The 21,773-nt window shown below is 43.8% G+C and carries 16 protein-coding genes; 10 read left to right on the top strand and 6 right to left on the bottom strand.

Translation table 11 applies throughout. From position 1 onward, the window contains the following. Nucleotides 1-728: 728 nt before the first annotated feature. The 3 genes from ppsA (at nt 729) to FHS10_RS03520 (ending at nt 5,629) form a co-directional block, all read left to right on the top strand. On the top strand, nt 729-3,332 hold the full coding sequence (gene ppsA, locus FHS10_RS03530) for a phosphoenolpyruvate synthase (protein WP_259087667.1): 2,604 nt from the start codon (nt 729-731) through the stop codon (nt 3,330-3,332). A 521-nt stretch (nt 3,333-3,853) separates the two neighbouring features. Next, entirely contained in the window at nt 3,854-4,672 is an 819-nt protein-coding gene (locus FHS10_RS03525) for an SDR family NAD(P)-dependent oxidoreductase (protein ID WP_259087666.1), read from the top strand. A 66-nt stretch (nt 4,673-4,738) separates the two neighbouring features. Beyond that, nucleotides 4,739-5,629: a helix-turn-helix domain-containing protein gene (locus tag FHS10_RS03520; RefSeq protein ID WP_259087665.1), complete on the top strand. Its 891-nt coding sequence runs from the start codon at nt 4,739-4,741 to the stop codon at nt 5,627-5,629. Nucleotides 5,630-5,819: 190 nt separating this feature from the next. On the opposite strand, the gene FHS10_RS03515 is transcribed toward FHS10_RS03520, so the two are convergent. The 4 genes from FHS10_RS03515 to FHS10_RS03500 all read right to left on the bottom strand — a co-directional run bounded on the left by FHS10_RS03515 (nt 5,820) and on the right by FHS10_RS03500 (nt 13,446). Continuing rightward, complete coding sequence (locus tag FHS10_RS03515; protein ID WP_259087664.1) at nt 5,820-6,800, bottom strand: 3-keto-disaccharide hydrolase; 981 nt, start codon at nt 6,798-6,800, stop codon at nt 5,820-5,822. 104 nt (nt 6,801-6,904) lie between these two features. Then, the gene (locus FHS10_RS03510; protein ID WP_259087663.1) at nt 6,905-10,585 is read right to left on the bottom strand and encodes a T9SS type B sorting domain-containing protein; all 3,681 of its coding nucleotides are present in this window, start codon (nt 10,583-10,585) and stop codon (nt 6,905-6,907) included. A gap of 255 nt (nt 10,586-10,840) precedes the next feature. Continuing rightward, nucleotides 10,841-12,748, bottom strand: coding sequence for a DUF294 nucleotidyltransferase-like domain-containing protein (locus FHS10_RS03505; RefSeq protein ID WP_259087662.1), 1,908 nt, complete (start codon nt 12,746-12,748; stop codon nt 10,841-10,843). Further along, nucleotides 12,745-13,446, bottom strand: a complete 702-nt coding sequence (locus FHS10_RS03500; RefSeq protein WP_259087661.1) for a 3'-5' exonuclease — start codon at nt 13,444-13,446, stop codon at nt 12,745-12,747. The genes FHS10_RS03505 and FHS10_RS03500 overlap by 4 nt, the downstream gene beginning before the upstream one ends. Before the next feature lie 246 nt (nt 13,447-13,692). Here FHS10_RS03500 and FHS10_RS03495 point away from each other — a divergent pair, with 246 nt between their 5' ends. Further along, on the top strand, nt 13,693-15,759 hold the full coding sequence (locus tag FHS10_RS03495) for a response regulator (RefSeq protein WP_259087660.1): 2,067 nt from the start codon (nt 13,693-13,695) through the stop codon (nt 15,757-15,759). Between the two features lie 142 nt (nt 15,760-15,901). Here FHS10_RS03495 and FHS10_RS03490 read toward each other — a convergent pair whose 3' ends face one another. Both FHS10_RS03490 and FHS10_RS03485 read right to left on the bottom strand, forming a co-directional pair. Continuing rightward, nucleotides 15,902-16,951: a PAS domain-containing protein gene (locus FHS10_RS03490; RefSeq protein WP_259087659.1), complete on the bottom strand. Its 1,050-nt coding sequence runs from the start codon at nt 16,949-16,951 to the stop codon at nt 15,902-15,904. Between the two features lie 175 nt (nt 16,952-17,126). Then, nucleotides 17,127-18,251 (bottom strand): YncE family protein, encoded by a 1,125-nt coding sequence (locus FHS10_RS03485; protein WP_259087658.1) that lies wholly within the window; start codon nt 18,249-18,251, stop codon nt 17,127-17,129. Between the two features lie 752 nt (nt 18,252-19,003). Here FHS10_RS03485 and FHS10_RS03480 point away from each other — a divergent pair. From FHS10_RS03480 to FHS10_RS03455, 6 genes are all read left to right on the top strand, one after another. Beyond that, nucleotides 19,004-19,453, top strand: a complete 450-nt coding sequence (locus FHS10_RS03480; RefSeq protein WP_259087657.1) for an SRPBCC family protein — start codon at nt 19,004-19,006, stop codon at nt 19,451-19,453. After that, nucleotides 19,434-19,760 carry an ArsR/SmtB family transcription factor gene (locus tag FHS10_RS03475; RefSeq protein ID WP_259087656.1) on the top strand — a complete coding sequence of 109 codons (327 nt, stop codon included), beginning with the start codon at nt 19,434-19,436 and terminating at the stop codon, nt 19,758-19,760. Before FHS10_RS03480 ends, FHS10_RS03475 begins: the two co-directional genes overlap by 20 nt. Nucleotides 19,761-19,837: 77 nt before the next feature. Further along, on the top strand, nt 19,838-20,287 hold the full coding sequence (locus FHS10_RS03470) for an SRPBCC family protein (protein ID WP_259087655.1): 450 nt from the start codon (nt 19,838-19,840) through the stop codon (nt 20,285-20,287). Nucleotides 20,288-20,307: 20 nt separating this feature from the next. Then, nucleotides 20,308-20,757, top strand: a complete 450-nt coding sequence (locus FHS10_RS03465) for an SRPBCC family protein (protein ID WP_259087654.1) — start codon at nt 20,308-20,310, stop codon at nt 20,755-20,757. 79 nt (nt 20,758-20,836) lie between these two features. Then, nucleotides 20,837-21,193 carry a VOC family protein gene (locus FHS10_RS03460; protein ID WP_259087653.1) on the top strand — a complete coding sequence of 119 codons (357 nt, stop codon included), beginning with the start codon at nt 20,837-20,839 and terminating at the stop codon, nt 21,191-21,193. After that, a complete protein-coding gene (locus FHS10_RS03455; protein WP_259087652.1) occupies nt 21,190-21,753 on the top strand; it encodes a hypothetical protein in 564 nt (187 codons plus the stop codon). The genes FHS10_RS03460 and FHS10_RS03455 overlap by 4 nt, the downstream gene beginning before the upstream one ends. Nucleotides 21,754-21,773 lie beyond the last annotated feature (20 nt).

Below are 21,773 nucleotides of genomic sequence, written 5' to 3'. Positions count from 1 at the left end.
TCAGTTTAGTGTTAACCTTGTGAAAAATTAAAGTATTGGTTATTAAGTACTTGTGTGGTATTGTATCTGAAATATGTTAAGTTATGTTAACCCAATTAGATGCGTTTGCAGGTAATAGAAAAGATTGTTCGAACACTAAGAGCCTGTTTAAAAATGGATAAAAAGGATTGTCATAGCGAGTTTTAAAATTCGCAGACTCTGAAGGAAAGCATGAGGTAAACCGGGCGCAGACGACTCACCCCGACGAGGCTCCGCCCGTCTGCCCCTCTCTCCGACTGCGTCGCATAGAGGGGCTAAAAAGATTTTTGTTTTCCCTACCCTCTTTGCGGCGCAGCCGGAGAGAGGGTGGTCCAGCGAAGCGTAGACCGGGTGAGTCTTAACCAGCGTTCAAAGCCAATGTTTGTGTAAATATCCAATACGTCATGGATAGGGGGACTACGAAGCAATGACGTATCTATTGCACTATAATATTTTACAAAACCGTTTTTAAATGGCTTTTAAGGATTTTCATTCCATTACACTCCAAATTTGATTGTATTTAAAGCTGTGATGCAACAGGCTTACCGGTGGCGACCTTGTTTAAACCCTTCCGATTAAATGAGAGAATATAATTGGTAAACGCAAAAAATGAAGATATAGTTCGCCTGAAAAAATATAGTTCAAAAACTGGTTTTGGCTCTAAAACCATGAATATATTTGACCATACGTATATCAAAAACGGGGGAAATATGAAGCCTTACATACTTGGTTTTCAGGAAATCGACAAAACAAAACTGGCAATGGTTGGGGGCAAAGGTGCCAACCTTGGAGAACTAACCGGGATTGAAGGGCTGCAAGTGCCCCAGGGTTTTTGCGTTACCACACAGGCTTATAAAGAAGTGATTGAAAATAGCGCAGCGTATAATTCATTGCTAAATCAGTTAAGCATTTTAAAAGCAGGGGATAGGAAAGCTATTGCTGAAATGAGCTCAAAAATTCGAAAGGTGATTGAAGAAATAGCTATCCCCGAGGCCATCGATAATGAGATTACCCTACATCTGGAACAATTGGGTGGAAATGGTGCTTATGCGGTACGCTCCAGCGCTACAGCCGAAGATTTGCCGACAGCTTCTTTTGCCGGGCAGCAGGACACCTATCTGAACATCATTGGCAAAAAGGCTATCCTGAAAGCTATTAGCAAGTGCTGGGCCTCGCTGTTTACTGATAGGGTAGTAATTTACCGTTTGCAAAATGGATTTGATCATAACAAGGTCTATCTATCGGTTGTGATCCAGAAAATGGTTTTTCCGGATGCAGCCGGTATTATGTTTACGGCACACCCGGTTAACTCAAATAGGAAAGTAGTATCCATTGATGCCAGTTTTGGACTTGGTGAAGCGCTGGTTTCGGGACTTGTAGATGTCGATAATTATCAAGTTTGTGAGGGGAAGATTATAGATAAGAAGATATCTGCCAAGAAACTGGCTATTTATGCCTTAAAAGATGGCGGCACCAAAGAATATGAAATTGAGCCAGCACGGCAAAACAACCAGGTGCTCACGGACGATCAGATTTTACAGCTTGTGCGCTTAGGCCGAAAGATTGAAGCGCATTTTGGCTGCCCGCAGGATATTGAATGGTGCCAGGCCGATAATATGTTTTATATTGTACAAAGCAGGCCAATTACTACTTTATATCCTATCCCCGAGGCTACCGACCGGGAAAATCATGTTTATATATCCGTCGGTCATCAACAAATGATGACGGATGCTATGAAGCCTTTAGGCTTATCATTATGGCAGTTAACCACCTTTAGGCCCATGTTTACGGCAGGCGGCAGGTTGTTTGTAGATGTTACCCCACAATTGGCTTCAATAGCTGGTAGTAGGGTGTTTATAAATGCCATTGGGCAGCATGACCCGCTGATAAAAGACGCGTTGACAACCATTGTAGAACGTGAAGATTTCATAAAACAAGAAGCAGGCACGGAGCAAGGCTCTGTTAAGAGTAATCCGTTGTCAGTTCCGCAGCAACAAATTGAAAATAACCCGGCGATAGTTGCCGCTTTGATTGGGAGAAATGAAGAATCGGTAGCGCGGTTAAAACAAAATATTCAAGGTAAATCGGGTACTGCTCTGTTTGATTTTATCAGGAAAGATATCGGGCTGTTAAAGCAGTTTTTGTTTGATCCGCAAAGTTCGGCTGTGTTCATGGCTGCAATTGACGCTTCATCATGGATCAACGAGAAAATGAACGAGTGGTTAGGTGAAAAAAACGCGGCCGATACGCTTTCGCAATCTGTACCAAACAATATCACTTCTCAAATGGGCCTGGCACTGCTGGATGTGGCAGACATGATTCGTCCTTACCCCGCTATAATTGATTATTTGCAGCAGGTGAAAGATGATAACTTTTTAGATGGCCTGGCTCAATTTGATGGCGGGTGCCAAATCCGGAACACCCTTCTTGCTTATCTTAATAAATACGGAATGCGTTGCGCCGGCGAGATAGATGTTACCAAAACTCGGTGGAGCGAAAAGCCGGCCACGTTGATCCCGGTTATTCTTACTAACGTCAAAAACTTTGAACCAAATGCTGGCAATAGAAAGTTTGAGCAAGGGCTGCAGGAGGCCCTGAAAAAGGAACAGGAATTATTAGATCGTTTAAAGCTACTGGCCGATGGTGAGCAAAAAGCCGCAGAAACAAAGCTGAAGATCGACCTGCTCAGGAATTTTATAGGCTACCGCGAATATCCAAAATATGGTATGGTTAATCGTTACTTTATTTATAAGCAGGCTTTACTGAAGGAAGCCGCGCACCTGGCGGAAGCTGGAGTTATTCATGAAAAAGAGGATATATACTATCTCACATTTGAAGAATTCAGTGAAGTACGCACAAAAAAACTGGATTACCAGCTTATCCGCACCCGAAAAACCGAACACAAGTTAAATGAAAAACTAACGCCTCCGCGTGTAATAACCTCTGATGGTGAAATTATTACAGGTGCATACAAGCGGGAAAACCTTCCGACCGGTGCTATTATAGGGCTTCCTGTTTCTTCGGGAATTGTAGAGGGAAGGGCACGCGTTATTTTGAACATGGAAGATGCCAATATAGAGGACGGCGATATATTAATAACCAAATTTACCGACCCCAGCTGGACGCCATTGTTTGTATCTATCAAAGGCCTGGTAACCGAAGTTGGAGGCCTGATGACCCACGGCGCAGTCATAGCCCGTGAATATGGCTTACCCGCCGTTGTTGGGGTAGAAAACGCGACCGCATTGATTCAAGATGGACAACGGATTAGGGTAAACGGAACAGAAGGATATGTAGAAATCCTGAAATTCTGAAGGTAGAACTACAATATAAAGCTATGTCATTGCGAGGAACGAAGCAATCGCGAACTGTGCAGATTCGCCCTGTATAGCATGCGATTGCTTCGTGCCTACCCATGACAAATATAAAAATATGTCATTGCGAGCGCAGCGTGGCAATCTCGTAGCCATACAGAGCGAATATGCATGGCGACGAGATTGCTTGGTTCCTCGCAATGACAAGAGGGCGATGTTGTCATCCCCTCCTTCAGAGTCCGCCCGATTTTACAACTCGCAATGACATGTGGACTTGTCATGGGTAGGCACGAAGCAATCCCAAACTGTGCCGGGCAAACCTACAAAGCCGGGGGAGTGCCCTGCAACATAAACCTTCTTGGTAGGCTGTTGCCTTGCGTTAAGCAGCCTTTTTGCCGATCATGACAATGCTATTACCAATTATCGACACTTAGGTAAAAATGTATCAGTGTTCCCTACTTCTGTATAAATCCAGCTGTAATAGTCGCCCTAAATTTGTCTCAACATTTAAAATTAAAACAATGAGCAAAACAATTTTTATTACCGGTGCCTCACGTGGCTTTGGTAAATTATGGGCCGAAGCATTATTGCAAAGAGGCGATAAAGTAGTAGCTACAGCCCGCGACCTTAGCAGCCTTGACGACCTGGTAAGCAAATACGGTAACAATATTTTACCCCTGCAATTGGACGTTAACGACCGCGCTGCCGACTTTGCAGCCATAGCCAAAGCAAAAGAACACTTCGGCAGCATTGATGTACTGATCAATAACGCCGGTTACGGCTTGTTTGGCACCGTTGAGGAAACCTCAGAGCAGGAAGCCCGTGCCCAAATGGAAACTAACTTTTTTGGTTTGTTATGGCTATCACAAGCGGTATTGCCCGTAATGCGCGAGCAGGGACATGGCCATATCATCCAGCTTTCAAGCGTATTGGGGCTTATTACCCTGCCTGTACTGGGCTTATATAACGCGTCTAAATTTGCGGTAGAAGGTTTAAGCGAAACTTTAGCCGCCGAAGTAAAAGGCTTTGGTATTAAAGTTACCCTGGTTGAGCCAAACGGTTTTGCCACTGATTGGGCCGGTGCATCTGCCGCTCAAACGGTAGCGATGACCGAGTATGATGGTGTTCGCGCCGCTTTCCAGGCCGGTTTAACCGACGAAGCCTTTGGTGTACCGGAAGCTACAACCCCAGCTGTATTGAAATTAATTGACGCCGAAAATCCTCCGTTGCGTTTCTTACTTGGTAAACAAGGCCAACCATGGGTTAAACAAAATTACGATGGCCGCTTTGCCGAATGGGCAAGCTGGAACGAGGTAGCGGTTGCTGCCCACGGTAAATAATATATTATAATCTGTTGACATGATCTACGCCGTATTTCGGCGTAGATTTGTGTAACTTGTATCATTATGCAGCATTTTAAAAACTTAGCCGATATGCACCGGGCAAACGGTTTCCCGATGCCCGAGAACCCGCTGATCAGTATTTACAGATGTACTAATACCTGTAGCCTTGGCGGTAGGGAGTTTACATCTGATTTTTATATGATCGGCTTTAAAAAGCTTAAATCGGGCACTATCATGTACGGTCGTACCAGGTACGATCATGATAATGGCAGCATGATGTTTATTAAGCCCCGGCAAATCATTGAGTTTAAAAGTGTAGAATTTGAAGAAGATGCCTTTATGATATTTATTCATGAAGATTTTTTAAACGGTCATCCCCTGCACGCAGAGATCATTAAATACGCGTATTTTGATTACGAGGCAAACGAAGCCCTGCATCTTTCGCCACGAGAAGAAGAAATTATGTGGGATCTTTTTTATAAAATAGATACCGAATACCGCAGCAATACCGATGAGTACAGCAGGGATATTATGCTTACGCATATCGATTCGATGCTCAAATACTCGCAGCGTTTTTACAAGCGCCAGTTTATTAACCGTACAGAGCTTTCGGGTAAAACGGTTTCAAAATTTAATGATGTGCTGGCGGCTTATTTTAAAAGCGGTTTGCTGCTTACCCAGGGGCTGCCTACTGTAAGCGTGCTGGCAGCACAGCTTAACTTGTCATCCCGCTACCTTACCGATATGTTGAAACAGGAAACAGGCAAAACCGCTATGGACCTGATCCATATTTACCTGGTTAACGAGGCCAAAAATAGGTTGAAAGGCGACGATCAAAGCGTTTCAGAAATAGCCTACGAACTCGGCTTTGAAAACCTGCCGTATTTTTCAAGACTATTTAAAAAAGAAACAGGCATCAGCCCCAACCAGTTTAAAAAAGGTTTGGTTAATTGAGATGTGTAAACGTGAACGAGGGGATGACAAGCTAAACAATAGAAGTCATGCTGAATTTATTTCGGCACCCCACAGCACAGTTCACTCGCATGAAGTAAACTTAGCATATGGGGTGCCGAAATAAATTCGGCATGACGTTAGAGGCCAGACTTACGAAGTTTTAAAAACTTCGTAAGTCTTTCGTTGCCCCTTATTTTGCCGGCGTTATCACGATATTCCTGTAATCAATAGGCCCATGATCACCCTGTATCAGGATGGGGCCTGGCTCGCCTTCTTTGCTGTCAATAGCACCGCCGGTAATACCCGGAATTTCCTGCCTGCATATCACCATAGTGCCGTTGGCCACTATGGTAACTAAGCGGCCAACCAGTGTAATATCATAGGTTTGCCATTGGCCGGCATCTTTAGCCATCATTTTGTTGGGCGGCAAAAAACCGTAAATGGCGCTAAACTGGTTGTTGATAGGCTCCGGCGCGCCGGTTTTGGTGTCAATTACCTGTACCTCATATCGGCCACGCAGGTAAATGCCGCTGTTGCTGCCTTTTTGATACCTGAACTCTATATGGAGTTTAAAATCAGTAAATTTTTTATCGGTGATGAGGTTGGCTCCCGAATGCAGGCTGCGCAGGATGCCGTTTTCTACCGTCCATTGGTTTTTGCCGTCGGTATGCCAGCCTTTGGTGTCTTTGCCATTAAATAATTTAACAGGTTTGCCCCAAACAGGCGTTGCGGTTTTGGCAAGCAAGGGGGCACGTACACCGGTAAAATTATAAGTCAGGCCATCGGTGTAAACCATAGTGCCTTTTATCTGATTATCGTTTACAACCTCAACCTCAAAATCCATATTCCTGGTACCTTCTTCCCATTGCGGGGGAATAGAGAAGCTATATTTGCCGCCATCTGGCTTAACTTCAGAAATGGGCCTGGCACTGCCAAATGCATAGGTAAAGCGGCCAATCAGCGTATGAGTACCAGATTTTTGCACCTCCAGCCACGATGGCAGGCTTTTACCCGCCTTATCAATTGTAATGTCCCAACGGCCAATTACCGGAATATCTTTTGTTGTTTGCGCCAGTACTTGTATTGCCGAAGCCAGCAATAAACAAAAAATGACTTGCATCCGCATAAAGCGGGATGCTTGATTGCAGGTTAAAAGCAGTGAATTTCTCATAATAGATAAATGTACAAACTAACAACTAATATTGAATAACCACCGGCGTTTTTTGGTTTGGTGGATGTGGATGCTTTGCGTAGCTTTTGCTGCACAACTAACAACTATTTTAAAATAGCTACATAGCCCGAAAGCTTGGTTGAGGTGCCATCATTTAAATTGATGATGTAGTAATAGGTGCCAACGGGTAACCGCTGGCTGTTGTAAGTGCCATCCCATGCCTGGCTGTAGCCACGGGAATGGTACAAATGTTGGCCGTAACGGGCATAAACCTCCACGGTGCAGGTGGGGTAATATTGCAGGTCTTTAATGTTCCACAAATCGTTAACACCATCGCCATTGGGTGTAAAAGCATTGGGTATTTTGATGTTTTGCGGAGCCGCGTAAACAGTTAGCGTACCGTTTATATAGCTGATGACATAATTGGCAGAGAGGGCACCGCTGGCCGTAATGGGGTACTGTCCTGCCGGCGAGGTGAGAACAGCCGTAGTAGCCACCGTGGGTAACACGGTAAGTTGTTCCGGCCCTTCGTTATTAACAAAACCGGCATATGTTACGGTTAGTGTTGGATTTGGCGCTATAAAAGCCCTTGATAGATTGTCGGCCGCTATGGTGAGTGAAGCTTGATTAACAGTAATGCCGGCCGGGTTATAAGTAATAGTATAATTGGCAGCATTAAAACTACCACCAGTAGCGGCAGATGGAATCAACGAGGCGTTATAAACTCCTATGGGGTTGCCCGCTGCCGAGCCGTACCCGTATGTTAAAGTAACAGATCCAACAGTTTCGCCCTTTTGCAAACCGGTTGTTGTGAACGCGGTTGATCCGGCACCGCCCACGAGTGTAGCCCCATAAGTTTTAATTGCCGGTTTGGCTGCAATAGTAAGCGGTGCCGGAATCACAGTCCCTTTAAGCGGAACGTTAATGATGCCGGCAGTGGGGCTGTTTAACGCCAGGTTACCCGCATAATTGCCTGCCGGTGTAATTGCCGATAGCCTGATATAAATTGTTGTTGTTATTACAGTGCCAGTGGTATTGGGTGTAAGGGTGATGTTACTGCCAAAGTTGCTATTATCGGTACTGATCTCAAACCCAGTGGGTGGGGTTATGGTGATGCCGGTAGCAAGGTTTGCACCCGATACCCGGATACTCGTAGTTACAGATGGTGTGCCATAAACGGTTTGAAGCGCCGATGGCAAATCTGTATAGGTTATAGCCGGTGGCGGGGGGGTATTAACGGTAAGGTTGGCGGGTTGGTAAGTGATACTATAATTGTCGGGCGAAAAGGTGCCTCCCGTAGCACCCGATGGCACAACCGATCCAGGGTACAAACCCGGTGGTGCTGATGCCAAAGCGCCGGATCCGTAGCTTATCTTCACATTGCCAATCGTTTCGTTATTCTTTAAACCTGTTACGGTAAAATTGGTTGAAGCAGGCTGGTCTGCTAATGTGGTGCCATAGGGCTTGTTTACATTTGCGGTGGTGATGGTGATTGGAGCCGGCAGTACAACAAGGTCAAACGGGAAATAGTTAATCGTATAGTTAGCAGCCAGGAAACCGTTATCACCTTCAAAGTCAGACAACGTTACCGAGCCTGCATATACACCTGTCGGGTCGGTGCTGGCGGCGCCATCGCCGAAGGCAAATTTGACAGATTTAAAGGTATTGCCGTTGCGCAGGCCGGCCAGGTTAAAAGTGAAGTTAGGCGTATTGTAATAAAGTGTAAAATCGGGCGTAACATCGCCATACAATTTGTTATAGGTACCGGTAAGATTCAGAATAGCAGGGGATACCTGGCTAATGGGCATATTTACGTTTACACTTGCAGCGCCATTGCTGCTTAATGCAATATTACCGCTATACATCCCAACGTTGGTTTGCGTAGCCAACCGGATATAAATGGTAAAGGTGCCGGTAATATTAGGGCCGCCAACTGTTACGGTGCTGCCAAAGTCTAAATTGTTTGTACTTACCTCAAAACCAGCCGGCGGTGTAACGGTGATACCCGCCGACAGGTTGGTGCCCGATACCGTAAAACTTGCCGCGGCCGATGGCGTACCATAGGAAGTGGCAACAGCATTTGGGCTCCCCCATGCTGTAATAACAGGTACAGCCGGGTTAACTGTAATGGTAAATACTATGGGGCTGCCAGTACAGCCGCTGCCTATGCTAATTGAATTGCCGGTGATAAGCGGATTTAAGCCAACCGGGATATCCGTAATGCGCGTGTTGGTGGCTGTATTAATAACATGGATAACATTGGAGCCATCATCTGTAATGTATAAACGTGTGCCATCGGGGCTTATTACAGGGTTATCCAGTGAACCACTTACCGGAATGGTATTAACCACGGTGTTGCTGGCCGTGCTGATTACGCTTACTGACTGTGATACCCGGTTAACGGCGTATAGTAGTTGCCCATCTGCCGATAGTGCGCAGCCGGCGCTATAGTTGCCGGTGGGAATGGTAACAATTACACTGTTGGTGGCCGTGTTGATAACGGAAACATTGTTTGATAGTTCATTAGCGACATATATCCGGCTATCATCGGCATTCAGAACCGGTTGCAGCGGGAAGGAACCCAAAGGAATATCAGTTATCACGGTGTTGTTGGTGGCGTTGATTACGCTCATTCCGTTACCATGTGTAACGTAAACCCGGCTACCATTTTTATTAACAGTTATGCCTATGGGAGCGGGGGGGAGGGTAAGCGTGGTAATTATCGCGTTGGTGGCTGTATTAATAACATATGTAGGACCAGAACCGTTGGTGCCATAGGTTACCACATACAAACGACTTCCATCTGGACTTACAACCAGCAATTCTGGCGTAGGGCCGATGGGTATGGTAGCGCTTAAAACGTGGGTTACGGTATTGATAACCGAAACGCTGGCCCCGCCGATATTTAACACATACAACCTATCCCCGTCGGGACTGATGGCCATAAACTCCGGATTGTTGCCTACCGCAATTTTAGTGATGACGCTGCCTGTTAAAGCATCTAAAATATCAAGTTCATTTTGGTAAAAGCAGCTCACATAAACCTCGCGTTGGTTAGGGTTTACCAATGTAACATAGGGGCCTTTGCCAACGGGTATTGTTGCTGTAACAGTATTATTACCGGTATTGACCATCGAAACTGTACTGCTGTTTGCATTGCCCGTAAAAATAAATCCGGCAGGTACCGGCGTAACTATAAAATTTGCAGTTACCGGAGTGGTGCCTGTATTTATCGCGGTAAACGCGGGGATATTGCCAGAGCCGTTGGCACCAATGCCGATGCTGGGATTGCTGTTGGTCCACTGGTAAGCCGGCGCGGTACCGGTAAAATTAACAGGCGTTGTTAAATTACCGCCAATTACTGTTTGGCCGCTTACTACGTTAACCACAGGCAGCGCTTTTATAGTAGCCGTTACCTGTACTTTGGGCAGGTTTGCGCCTGCTGATGAAAAACTTACATTGCCCGAGGGGCTTCCTGCCGGTGCGGTAGCTGCAGAGCGTACGTAAATGGTTCCACCTGTTTGCGGTAAGGTAATGGTATTGGCATAAGTGCCGGCAGCTGTTAATGATACTTCAAAGTTTGCGGGCGCGGTTGCCGTAATATTTGATGATAAACCACTACCGTTAACAATAATTTGCTGCAGGTTGGGACTTGCAGAAACAGAACCCACACAACCGGTAATAGTACCTGTGGCATTTGAGGCTGTGATGGTTTGCCCATGCAATATCAGCGTTTTTATACACAAAAGGCAAATAAACCCTACTATCAATAATTTCCTGTGCATAATTTAGGCCAAACATTTTTAAAGGATCGAAGATACAGGTTTATTTTTTTTGTTATTGTGAATTTTCTGTTGAGTATCAGGGTGGTGTCTTTTTTTGCGAATAACCAATCCTAACTGCCTATGGTCATATAGATATAGTGCTACTTGAAAGCTTCCGAAGTATAGTAGTTTCGGGGAGATTTAATTTAGCTTAAATGCCTGGAGTAAATTTTTTTTATTAAAACTCAAATGAAGATACCAATTACCACCAGTTCATCAACTCAACAAACTCCCTGTAAATGATACCTTGATTTTTGATTGGAAGTTTTCAATGATCTTGAAGATCTCCTTGAGGGTAACACGTTCAATTTTTGAAAGCTGGGAAATGTCTATATAGTTATCAGGTTCGGTATGGTCCTGGATGATCTGCTCGGTTTGTTTTTTTAGTCTCAAGTTCATCAGAAAATAGTACGATTGGATGAGCTCATGGTATTCCGATTCGGAAAAAATACCTTTTGCCTTCAGGGTCTTTAAACGTTCGCCGGTGTTTACTTCAAAAACACGGTTTTTGAGGGCGTACACACGTACCAGGTCTACAATGGGGCTCATGGTTCTTTTGATATCAAAAACCTCGCGGCTATCCTTTTTAAAGGTGCGGATGTTGTTGAAAAACGTTAATGGTGGCTCATATTGCAGCGCGTTTTTTGCCATGTGGAAAAATAGCTTGTCTAAGGGATGCTGCAGCCGTTTATCTAAAAACTCCCGCAATTCATCCATAATAGCGCTTTCGCCATAAATGGCGCGGCAGTCAAAAAAGGTAGAGAAGTTGATAACCGTTTCGGGGATCGATTCATCCATCCAGTACTCATAATTGCGTTTCCAATGTGATAGCGAATGTGTCCACTTGGGGTTTTGAGCCATGAATTCGCCGGTGCAATACACAAAACCAATGTGGTTTAAATCGGTAGATACACGGGTTGCCAGGTCAAGGAAGTAAGCGCGTACCTCTTCGCGGTGCTCATTTGCCTTATCTTCATAAATAATGGCGTTGTCCTGGTCGGTTTTAAAGGTTTGTTCTTTACGGCCTTCACTGCCCAGCACCATAAACACAAACTTGGCGGGGGGCGGGCCAATTTGAGTAATTACACTTTCAATTACTTTTTGAGCAATGGTATCGGCAATGGTAGTTATAATCTGGTTTACAATTTCGGCGTTAACACCGCGGCCAAGCAACTGGGTTACAAATTGCGGTACACTTTGCCATTTGCGCTTCAATTCATCGGTTGATAAAGCCAGCTTAACAGACTGTATAAATACCAATGGCGATTGGGCTTGTTCGCTTAACAGTTTGTTACGACTGATAAAGCCCACATACGCGCCCTCTTTTTGAATGAGAATGTAACGGGTTTTGGTTTGAAACATCATCAGCAAGGCCTCGTAAACAAAGGCATCGGCGCCTATGCTTACTATGGGGGCATCCATCACCGAGCTTACGGCTGCGCCGGTATCCTGCTGTTGGGCTATTACTTTATCGCGAAGTGTAATGTCGGTTACGTAGCCAACAATTTTTTGATTGTCATCCAGTACAAACAGGCAGCTGGTTTTTTGCGCAGCCATCAGTTGGGCTACCTTAAATACAGGTGTTTGCCCGTCGCATGAAACTACCTGCCGGTACTCAACACTTTCAATACGGCGCGAGTATAATTGCTCAGAAGCTATATAGCTTTCGGCAAAGGAAGCCGGTTGCTTAAAAAAGTGTACAAACTCTTCATTTTGCATCCGCTTGCCAAACTCGGCAGTAAAATGCAGGAAGAAATCTTCGTAGGTTTTGCATAGCACGCGAAAATCTCGCCGATGCAAAAAATAAACCACTGTCCCTTTTTTAGCTACCACCATGCGTAAGGAGCGTCGCCTGTTTAACAATACCGAAACGCCGCCATAACAAAAGCCTGGTTGATGGTGCTCTATGAGGCGTTTATTGCCTGTAGTATCATAAAAAAAAGATTCATAGCTGCCTTCAACAATAATATCAACGCCTTTCATCATGGTGATATCCTGCTGATAAATCACCGCATCTTTTTGATAGCTAATTTCCTGTAGCTGTTGGGCCACGCCTTCCAATACATCTACCGGCAGGGCATTGAAGGGGGCAATAGTTTTCAGAAATTCCAGTCGGTTGCTCATAAGCTGTAAATGATGATAGCCACTAATAATATGATCACTAACGCGGGTATCAGGCAGCCGCTTTGTTTTTTGGTTGGGTCACGCTGTTGTTCAAAATCCCGGTTTTGGTCTCTGATACTTTTATCAGATATTTCGCCACGATGGCGCAACTCAAAAAAGCAGGCTGCTGTAGCCTCAGCGTCATGCAGGGCATTATGTTGGTTTTGCAAATTGCTGCCAAACAGCATATAGTACAACTCTTCCAATCGTAAATGGCGCGTAAGCGGTCTGTTTATCAATTGAGTGGTGGCTACCATAGTGCAAAAAACCGGCAGTTTATTTAGCGGGTTCTCCATTGCAGAGCGGTAAAAGGCCGCGCCAAGCAGGTAATAATCCAACCGGATAAAATGGCCTGTAAGCATAGGCTGATATTGCTGTACATCGGCAACCAGTAATTGCAATACCTGGGCCATAGGTTTGCCGTTTAGTGTTAAAAACTGCGGAGTAAGGCCATGGATATTTGAAGCTGCAGGTGTTATTGTAACACCATTTTCGTTGATATAATGATCCTGTTGTTTAATGATTTGTTTATGCTTATCGTAAATAAGCCATGACACCTGCAACACATGGGGCCAGTTTTCATCGGCGCTGTAGGGTTGATCCCATTTTATGGGTAAGCCCGATGCTTCTGTGTCGATAAATAAAAGATAATCGTTCAATTGGTTTGCCGGGTTGCTGTTGCTGTTTTCAAATGTAATTAATTCTGTTAAAAGTCGACGGGGATTCAATCACTCCGTAACGTTTGACTTGACGAAATACCAATCGGCAGTCAAAAAAATAGGCTGATTTAATAATTATTCATTCCATTCAAATGTAGGTACATGTGTTTTTTATGTGCAATATATGCTACCTTTAGTAGCTGCCTTGTTTTTCAAAAAGAGTCAATAATAGCGTAAACCAAACCGATGATTTTGTTTTCCAGGAATAGATTAAAAGATATTTCTATAGCCAAAAAGCTGTATTTTACCGTAGGGATAATGGCTGCATTGGTAACTATAGAGCTTTTTACACTTTATTTTGCCGTTACTACATTATCTGCTGTAAGGTCATTTGTTGCCGGGGAGGGAATGTGGTCAAAGGCCGAAAAGGATGCCACAGCGGCCTTAAGTCAATATGCCCACTCACACAATGTGGCAGATTATGAGGCATTTAAACACTACTTAAAAGTTCCGTTGGGTGATAGGAATGCGCGTCTTGCCTTATTATTGCCACCCCCCGATATGGAAAAGGCAAGACAGGGCTTTCTTGATGGCCGCAATCATCCCGATGATATTAACGGAATGATTAAGCTGGTGCAACGTTTTCATCGTGTTTATTATATTAATAAGGCGTTTAAACTTTGGGAGAATGCAGAACCTATTATAGGCCAACTGACAAAAATAAGCGAAGAACTGCATCATAAAATAAATAGTGGAGCTTCACAAAAAGACATCGATAAATCGCTTGAAAACATAAAACTCATCAATAAACAGCTTACCGAAATGGAAGATGGGTTTTCATTTACGCTTGGCGAAGGTGCCCGCTGGCTGGAAGATCTGGTACTTAAGATATTGCTTACACTGTCGGTAACTATTGGTACTACCAGTATTTTAATAACCATATCGGTAAGTAATGGTATTGGAAAAGGCTTAAAAGCGATTATTAACGGCGCGGATTTGATCAGTGAGGGAAACTTAACCAGCAGGGTGAAAGTTTATTCAAAAGACGAAATAGGTTTGCTTGCCAATGCTTTTAATCAAATGACAGATAAGCTTGAACAAAACAGTTATGAGATAAAGCAGCATGAGGAAAGCCTTAAAAAGGAAAAAGAAAGGGTGTTGGCATCAGAAAAAGTAAAGCAGCTTTTTTTAATGAACATGAGTCACGAAATAAGAACCCCGATGAACGTGGTACTTGGTTTTGCTCATTTACTGGAAGATTCATTAACTGACGAGGAGCAGCTGGAGTATACCAACATGCTTATAAAAGCTGGTAATGAATTACTGGTAATTTTAAATGATATCCTGGAGTTTTCAAAAATTGAATCGGGAGATATTGTTTTGGAAACTCACCCTTTTAGTCTAAATCACATGATTTATGCTATACTGGCCGACATAGAACCAATTGCAATGGCAAAGCATATCAATTTAAACTGTTTTATTGATAGTACCGTGCCCGAAGTTGTTTTGGGCGATAAAAGCAGGGTGAACCAGATATTGATTAAGCTGCTTTCAAATGCTGTAAAGTTTACCGAGCGGGGAGAAGTTATGGTAATCGTTAACTGCACAGCTAATCATCCCGAATATGTGGAGCTTGAGTTTAGTATCAAAGATACCGGTATTGGGATTCCGGTTGATCAGCAGGAAAGAATATTTGATCATTTTGAACAGGCGTCCATAGATAACGGGCATAAGTTTGGAGGTACCGGATTGGGGCTAAGTATTGTAAAACAATTGGTGAAATTACTTGATGGAAGCATATATGTGAACAGTACGCCCGGCAATGGATCTGAGTTTCATTTCAAGCTATCGTTCCTGAAGGTTAGCAACCGCAAAGGGTGGACTGAGTCCGCTGAGGTAGACACTGCAACAAAAGAGGAACTATTTAGTATAACAAAGCCCCGGGTTTTAATTGTTGACGATAACCCGATGAATAGAACATTGATTGTTAAGATTTTACAAAAAAGGGGATTTGAAACAGACACAGCCGAAAATGGTAAAATTGCTGTATTTAAGGTACGTAACCAAAAATACGATATTGTATTAATGGATTTACAAATGCCCGAAATGGACGGCTATGAAGCAACAAGGCAAATAAGAGGCTGGCAAAACCATAAAAGTAATATCCCAATTATTGCCATGACAGCGCATACCATGTTGGGCGAAATGGAAAAATGCTTTGAAATAGGGATGGATGACTTTATCCCTAAACCGTTTTTTTCGGATATGCTTTTTAAGAAAATTTACGCCTTGCTGCTGCAAAGCAAAAATTAAATAAGCCCTTGCTATACCAAGGTTAGTGCCGTTCCGATTCATCTGGGTCAGAAAAATCGGTTATCCGGCTAACTTTTAAAGGAGTATAAGCACAGCAAAAATTTACAACCGGATACAGTAAATCACCTTTTGCTTTGCGTAACTATACTTGCTCTGCCCGACCTACAATTTCGCGGATGATGCCGTCGAGCTCCCATACCGAAGCCGAAATTTGTGCTATGAGTTCGGATTGCTCACAGTCATCCCCCTCACATGATTTATATACCTCAATCAAGCCCATCACCCTTGCCAGCGGGGCGCGAATAACGTGCGATTGCAGCCAGGCTATCTCGCTGAGCTGTTTATTCTGTTGCTCCACGTCGGCCACTCGTCGCCGGCGTTCTGAGTTTAGTGTGGCCTCTGTCAGCTTACGTTCGGTGATATCCAGGCAGGCACCTATCATGGCTGTGGGTGCACCGTTTTCATCGGTTTGTACCCGCCCCCATGATTGCAGGTAGCGGATCTCGCCGGTGGGCCTTATAATCCTTTCCTCAAAAGTAATATCTTTTTGCAGCTGCAACGCTTCGCCAATAAAAGCGGTTATCCGCTCCCGGTCATCCGGATGCAACAGCTCCCGGTATCCCTCAAAAGTGGCTTTGAACGATGCTTTATCCAGTCCGTAAATATGGTATAAAGCGTCTGACCAGGTTACCCGGTTTTGCGCTACGTCCCATTTCCAGTTGCCAAAGCTTGCCATTTCCTGAACCTGGCTCATTAACTGCGCAGCGTTTTTTAGTTCGGTGGCGTAAATGGCGGTTTGTTGTTTCATGGTAATCGCTTCTGTAACATCGGTAAGTGTAAGCAGCAGGCAATACACGTTATCGCTATCATTAATTAGCGGTGTAATAGCCATATCAAAAAAACGATCAGGGCCTAAACCCTGTTGGCTGGGGAGTGCCCCTGTTTGTGTTGCTATTTTTTGCTCAAGCGCTAAATGCAAGGCTTCTGAAATTTTATCTGAAGCACTGCCCTCCTTACTGGTCAAAACCGATAGTGCGCTTTTGCCTGCAATCTCAGTTTGCGCAGTATTGGTAAGTGTGGCAAATGCCCGGTTACAATCGGCTATGGTAAAAACCGGTGCATCGGGCATCAGCACCAGGCAAGGTGAAGGCAAAATGTTGAATATCTGGTAAGGGTTGGTCTGCTTCAGCATAGTTCTAAGATTTTGAGTCAAAGACTGTACAACCCCGCTAACGTGCTTCGAATCCCTGGCTTACCTGGGCCAACAGCGCGACCGATAGATTGTATATGCTAAAGATAGCAAACAACCCGCCCAATTTGTTATAAACGCAACAGATAGATTATTTTTTATATTCATTAAAGAGGCTTTATTTGGCAGGAATTGCCCAAGCCAACCCATCTGGCCCTCCGCCAACATCAATGTGGCCGCTTACCTGTAAGGTTTTAAGATCAATAACTGCAATATAATTATCGGCTGTGCAACCAATAAAAGCGCGTGATCCATCAGGATCAACCAAAATACCCGCCGCGCCGTGGCCGATGTTTATCTTCTTTACCTCTTTGTGCAATGCAGCGTCATACACAACCAGGTCGCCGCTTTGCAGGCTGGATATCAGCACGTATTTGCTATCGGGTGTAAATTGCAGGCGGTTGGCACCTAAAACCTTTGCATCAATAGTTTCAATTACCTTTTTTGTGCTAAGATCAATAATGGCAATGGTGCCATCGTTTGCAGCGGCTGTCCACAGTTGTTTGCCATCCGGCGATACATCAAAACCTTCGGAGCCTTTTGAAACAGGCACAAGGGTTTGTGTCCAGTCGTTGCGTGGTTGTGGTTTAAACCCCGGCGGCGGGCCTCCCTGACCAGGTCCACCACCTGGGGGAGGGCCAAAGCCGCCCTGCTGAATAAGGGTATCAACCAAAATACTCACCGTGCCCGAACTGACGTTGGTTGTATAAACGCGTTTGGCGTTGGGGGTAACATACAACATATGCGTGCGGTCCTGACCTGTTCCCATAGCCCAATCGAAAGCTTTGGTAGCCGGGTCATATCTAACCACGGTTTTTGTCCCCTCGGCTGTAAACCACAATTCACCGGCTGCAAATGTTATTCCGTGCGGGCCAAAAAATGGTTTGGTATCTATAATTGGTAATGCTTTTTTATTTACCAGGTCTATAACGTCTATCTCGTGCAGGCTACCGCCGCCATAAATAGATACGTAAGCCATTTTACCATCTGCAGAGGCAATAACCTCATGCGGATCCTGGCCTACAGGTACACGCGCTATTACTTTAAAGGATATAGGATCAACAATGGCTAATGTTTTGTCGTTTTTTGACAAGGCCAGCAGGTAGGGCTTTTGGCGGGTTTGCGCAGTACAGCTTGTAATGCAGTACAAACAAAATACTAACACAAAGCCGGCAAACAGTTTGAACGGCAATTGCAGGCGGCGAACGACTGTAAGCAACCTTTTTTTAGGAGCTTTATCCATGTTGTTTATCAATTTGGTAAAATGGGTAACAATTGAAGTTGGCAATGGTTGTTGAAACTACTTCAAAACTATCACCTTTTAACAAATATAATCCTGGCTATTTCAAAACCACCATAAAACCGATAGCAAGCACGAAATTATCGACAGTGGTTGATTATCAGTCTATCAAGGATCCTGTGATGCTGAAAACTTAACGGGGATTTTCATACTATATCTACGCCTGTAAAGCCGGTGCCTCGGGGTAACTAATACCAATTGCTCTGAATTTTTCATATACAAAGGTCGGCAACATCATGGTTAGTCCGTTTTGTTAAGATGCTGTTTAAAAATAAATAAACCTGGCTAAACCCAGGGAGTTTTTTGTTTGCTTAAGCTGATGTACTATGCATTACCTTGTTACTGTTCCACCGGAACGGGTGGAACGTTTGGAACACCCCGAACACTTTTATACCTCAATATCAGATAGTTAATGTTTTTAAAATGTCAACTTTCTGGAACACTTTAGGCGTTCATTATCAGGTGTTTATACGATATTAGCGATGCTGATCATTTTTTCTTCCAGATTTGACTGGTTGAAGGCTGGATATTTGCCTCGCGAATTATAACTAATGTTCAAAGAAATTTAAACAGGATCGGAAACGTCCAATTTTATTTTGTTAAGTGTCCAGGTAAATCAATATAAAAAAAGTGAAAATAAATTTGCGTAACTCACAGGTTACATATACATTTGAGTAACTTAAAAGTTACCTATTATGGCGAAGATCATCAAACACCAATTATTTTTTCCGCACCCACCAGCTGTGGTCTGGGAATATCTTACTAATGCCGAGTTAATAACGCTATGGCTCATGAAAAACGATTTCCTGCCGGTTTTGGGGCACGAGTTTCAATTCAGGATCAATCCTATGCCCCAGTTTAATTTCGACGGGATTGTGCATTGTAAAGTTTTAGCAATAGAGCCCTGTAGAGCGCTATCTTATTCCTGGAACTGGGGGCCGGGCAATGGAGAGTTGACCGAATCTGAGGTGAATTGGACACTGACTGAAAAAGACAATGGTACCGAACTTGATTTGGTGCATCGCGGGTTTAAAGGTGTAGGCTTTATGCCGATGGTTGACGCGATGGATACAGGTTGGTTACAAAACATGCACAAGATCCTTAAAGCCCTAAACGCCACAACCGATGGAACTGCAAAGGCTTGATGTATTCCAGGTGATTGCCGACCCCAGCCGCAGGCATATGCTGCAGCTGCTTTCAAAAGATAGCCTCACCATCAATTCGCTTGCCGAAAACTTCGATATGAGTCGCCCGGCGGTATCAAAGCACATTAAAGTGCTTTACAACGCCGGCTTTATCTCTATCCAGGATATTGGCCGCGAGCGGCATTGTATCCTTAAGCAGGACGGCTTTAAACAGTTACAGGAATGGCTGGCTTATTACGACAACTTCTGGGGTAGTAAATTGCAAAAGCTGGAAGCTTTATTGAACGAACGAAGTAATAAACAGTAGCAAGTAATTAGTATCAAGTAGCAAGATTATTAAAGATTATTATTTGACATTATTTATTCAAATGAAACCATAAAATCATGAACAACCAGGATTTAAGTGCCTCCATTGAGGTAAAACAAAGCCCCAAGCAGGCTTTTGATGCCGTTACCAACGTGCGCGGATGGTGGTCGGAAAATATTGAAGGTGGTACAAGTAAGCTTAACGATGAATTTACTTACGAAGTAAAAAATCTGCACCGCTGTACCATGCGATTGATAGAAGTTATACCCAATCAAAAGATAGTTTGGCTGGTGCTTGACAACTATTTTAGTTTTGTTAAAGATCAAAATGAGTGGAAGGGTACCAAAGTCATTTTTGAAATATCTGAGCAAAACGGCAAAACGCAGGTTCATTTTACACATCAGGGCCTGGTTCCGGGACACGAATGTTACGAGATTTGTTCTGAAGCGTGGACCGGTTATATAACAGGTAGTTTAAGTGACCTTATCACTGCCGGTAAGGGACAGCCTAACCCAAAAGAAAATTAAATCAATTTAAAACACACACAATGGATAAGCAGGATTTCAGTACTACTTTTTTGGTAGATCAAACCCCGATGGAAGTTTTTGACGCTATTAACGATATTGGCGGATGGTGGACAGAGAATTTTGAGGGCGGTTCTCAAAAGCTCAATGATGAATATTCCGTTCGCTTTGGCGACGTACATTATAGCAAGCAAAAATTAATAGAAGTGATTCCCGGCGAAAAAGTGGTTTGGCTTATTACCGATAGTAAACTCACTTTTGTGGAACACCAAACCGAATGGACAGGTACCAAAGTTAGCTTTGAAATATCAAAGCAAGGCGATAAAACGCAAGTCCATTTCACGCACCATGGTTTAGTACCCCGGTTTGAATGTTTTAATGGCTGCTCAAAAGGATGGGAACAATATGCACAGCATAGCTTACATAGTTTTATAACTACAGGTAAGGGAATGCCCGCGAAGAAAGGGGCTTAGCTAAAATAAGGGAATTTATATACCTTTGAAAAGAACGTCCCAAAGTGCTGAACAGAATAGACCTAAAGACTTCACTGTAATGAAAATCAAACTTATAGTAATAAGAACAAGCGATATGCCCCGCCTTGTTGGGTTTTATCAATTGTTGGGATTAACTTTTGATTATCATAAGCATGGCGCTTCACCATATCATTTTTCGGCAGAGGTAGAAGAGTTAATATTTGAGATTTATCCGTTGGCGAAAGGCCAGACTGATACAGATAAATATTTGCGACTGGGTTTTGAGATTGCTGATTTCGACGAAACTATTGCAACATTAAAAGATAGTAATGTCTTATTGGCCTCGGAGCCTGTTTTTACGGAATTTGGGTTTATGGCGGTAGTTATTGATCCGGATGGTAGAAAAGTAGAACTTTATAAAAGTAAGGATAAATGAAAAAGCTGCTAACTTTCGTCATTCTATCGCTATTCACGGCCCCGCTTTTTGCCCAGGTACTCAAGGTAGCACCAAGCAGACTAAAGCCATTTATCCCCGTAGGGTACTCCATTTTAGCCACCGAAACCGGCGACCTTAATCATGATAGCTACGCTGATGTTATTTTGGTTTTAAAGTATAACCACGAAGCAGATAGCGACCAGGCCGCAAGGCCTTTGCTGATCCTTTTAGGGAAACCAGGCGGTAAATTATCTCTTTTCGCCCGTAATGATAGTGTTGTGCTTTGTAAGGGATGTGGTGGAGTATTCGGTGATCCGTTTGAGGGAATAGATATTAAAGGCAGATATTTTTCCCTTGATCATTATGGCGGCAGCCGTTTCCGTTGGACGCGCATCATCACTTTTAAATACGACCCTGTTAAAAAGGATTTTATATTGCACAAGGATGCTGGGGTATCATATGATGATACTTTGCCTGTAGAAAAACTGGCTACGCAACTCTATAATAAAAAGGCTTTTGATAAAATGCGCTTTAAGGATTATCGGGAGGTAGATGAGTAAAATGTTTCCTCAGGGGTGTG

It is taken from the genome of Mucilaginibacter dorajii (genome assembly GCF_024808255.1).
Taxonomy (GTDB): Bacteria; Bacteroidota; Bacteroidia; order Sphingobacteriales; family Sphingobacteriaceae; genus Mucilaginibacter; species Mucilaginibacter dorajii.
This window is presented reverse-complemented; position numbering and strand designations above follow the sequence as displayed.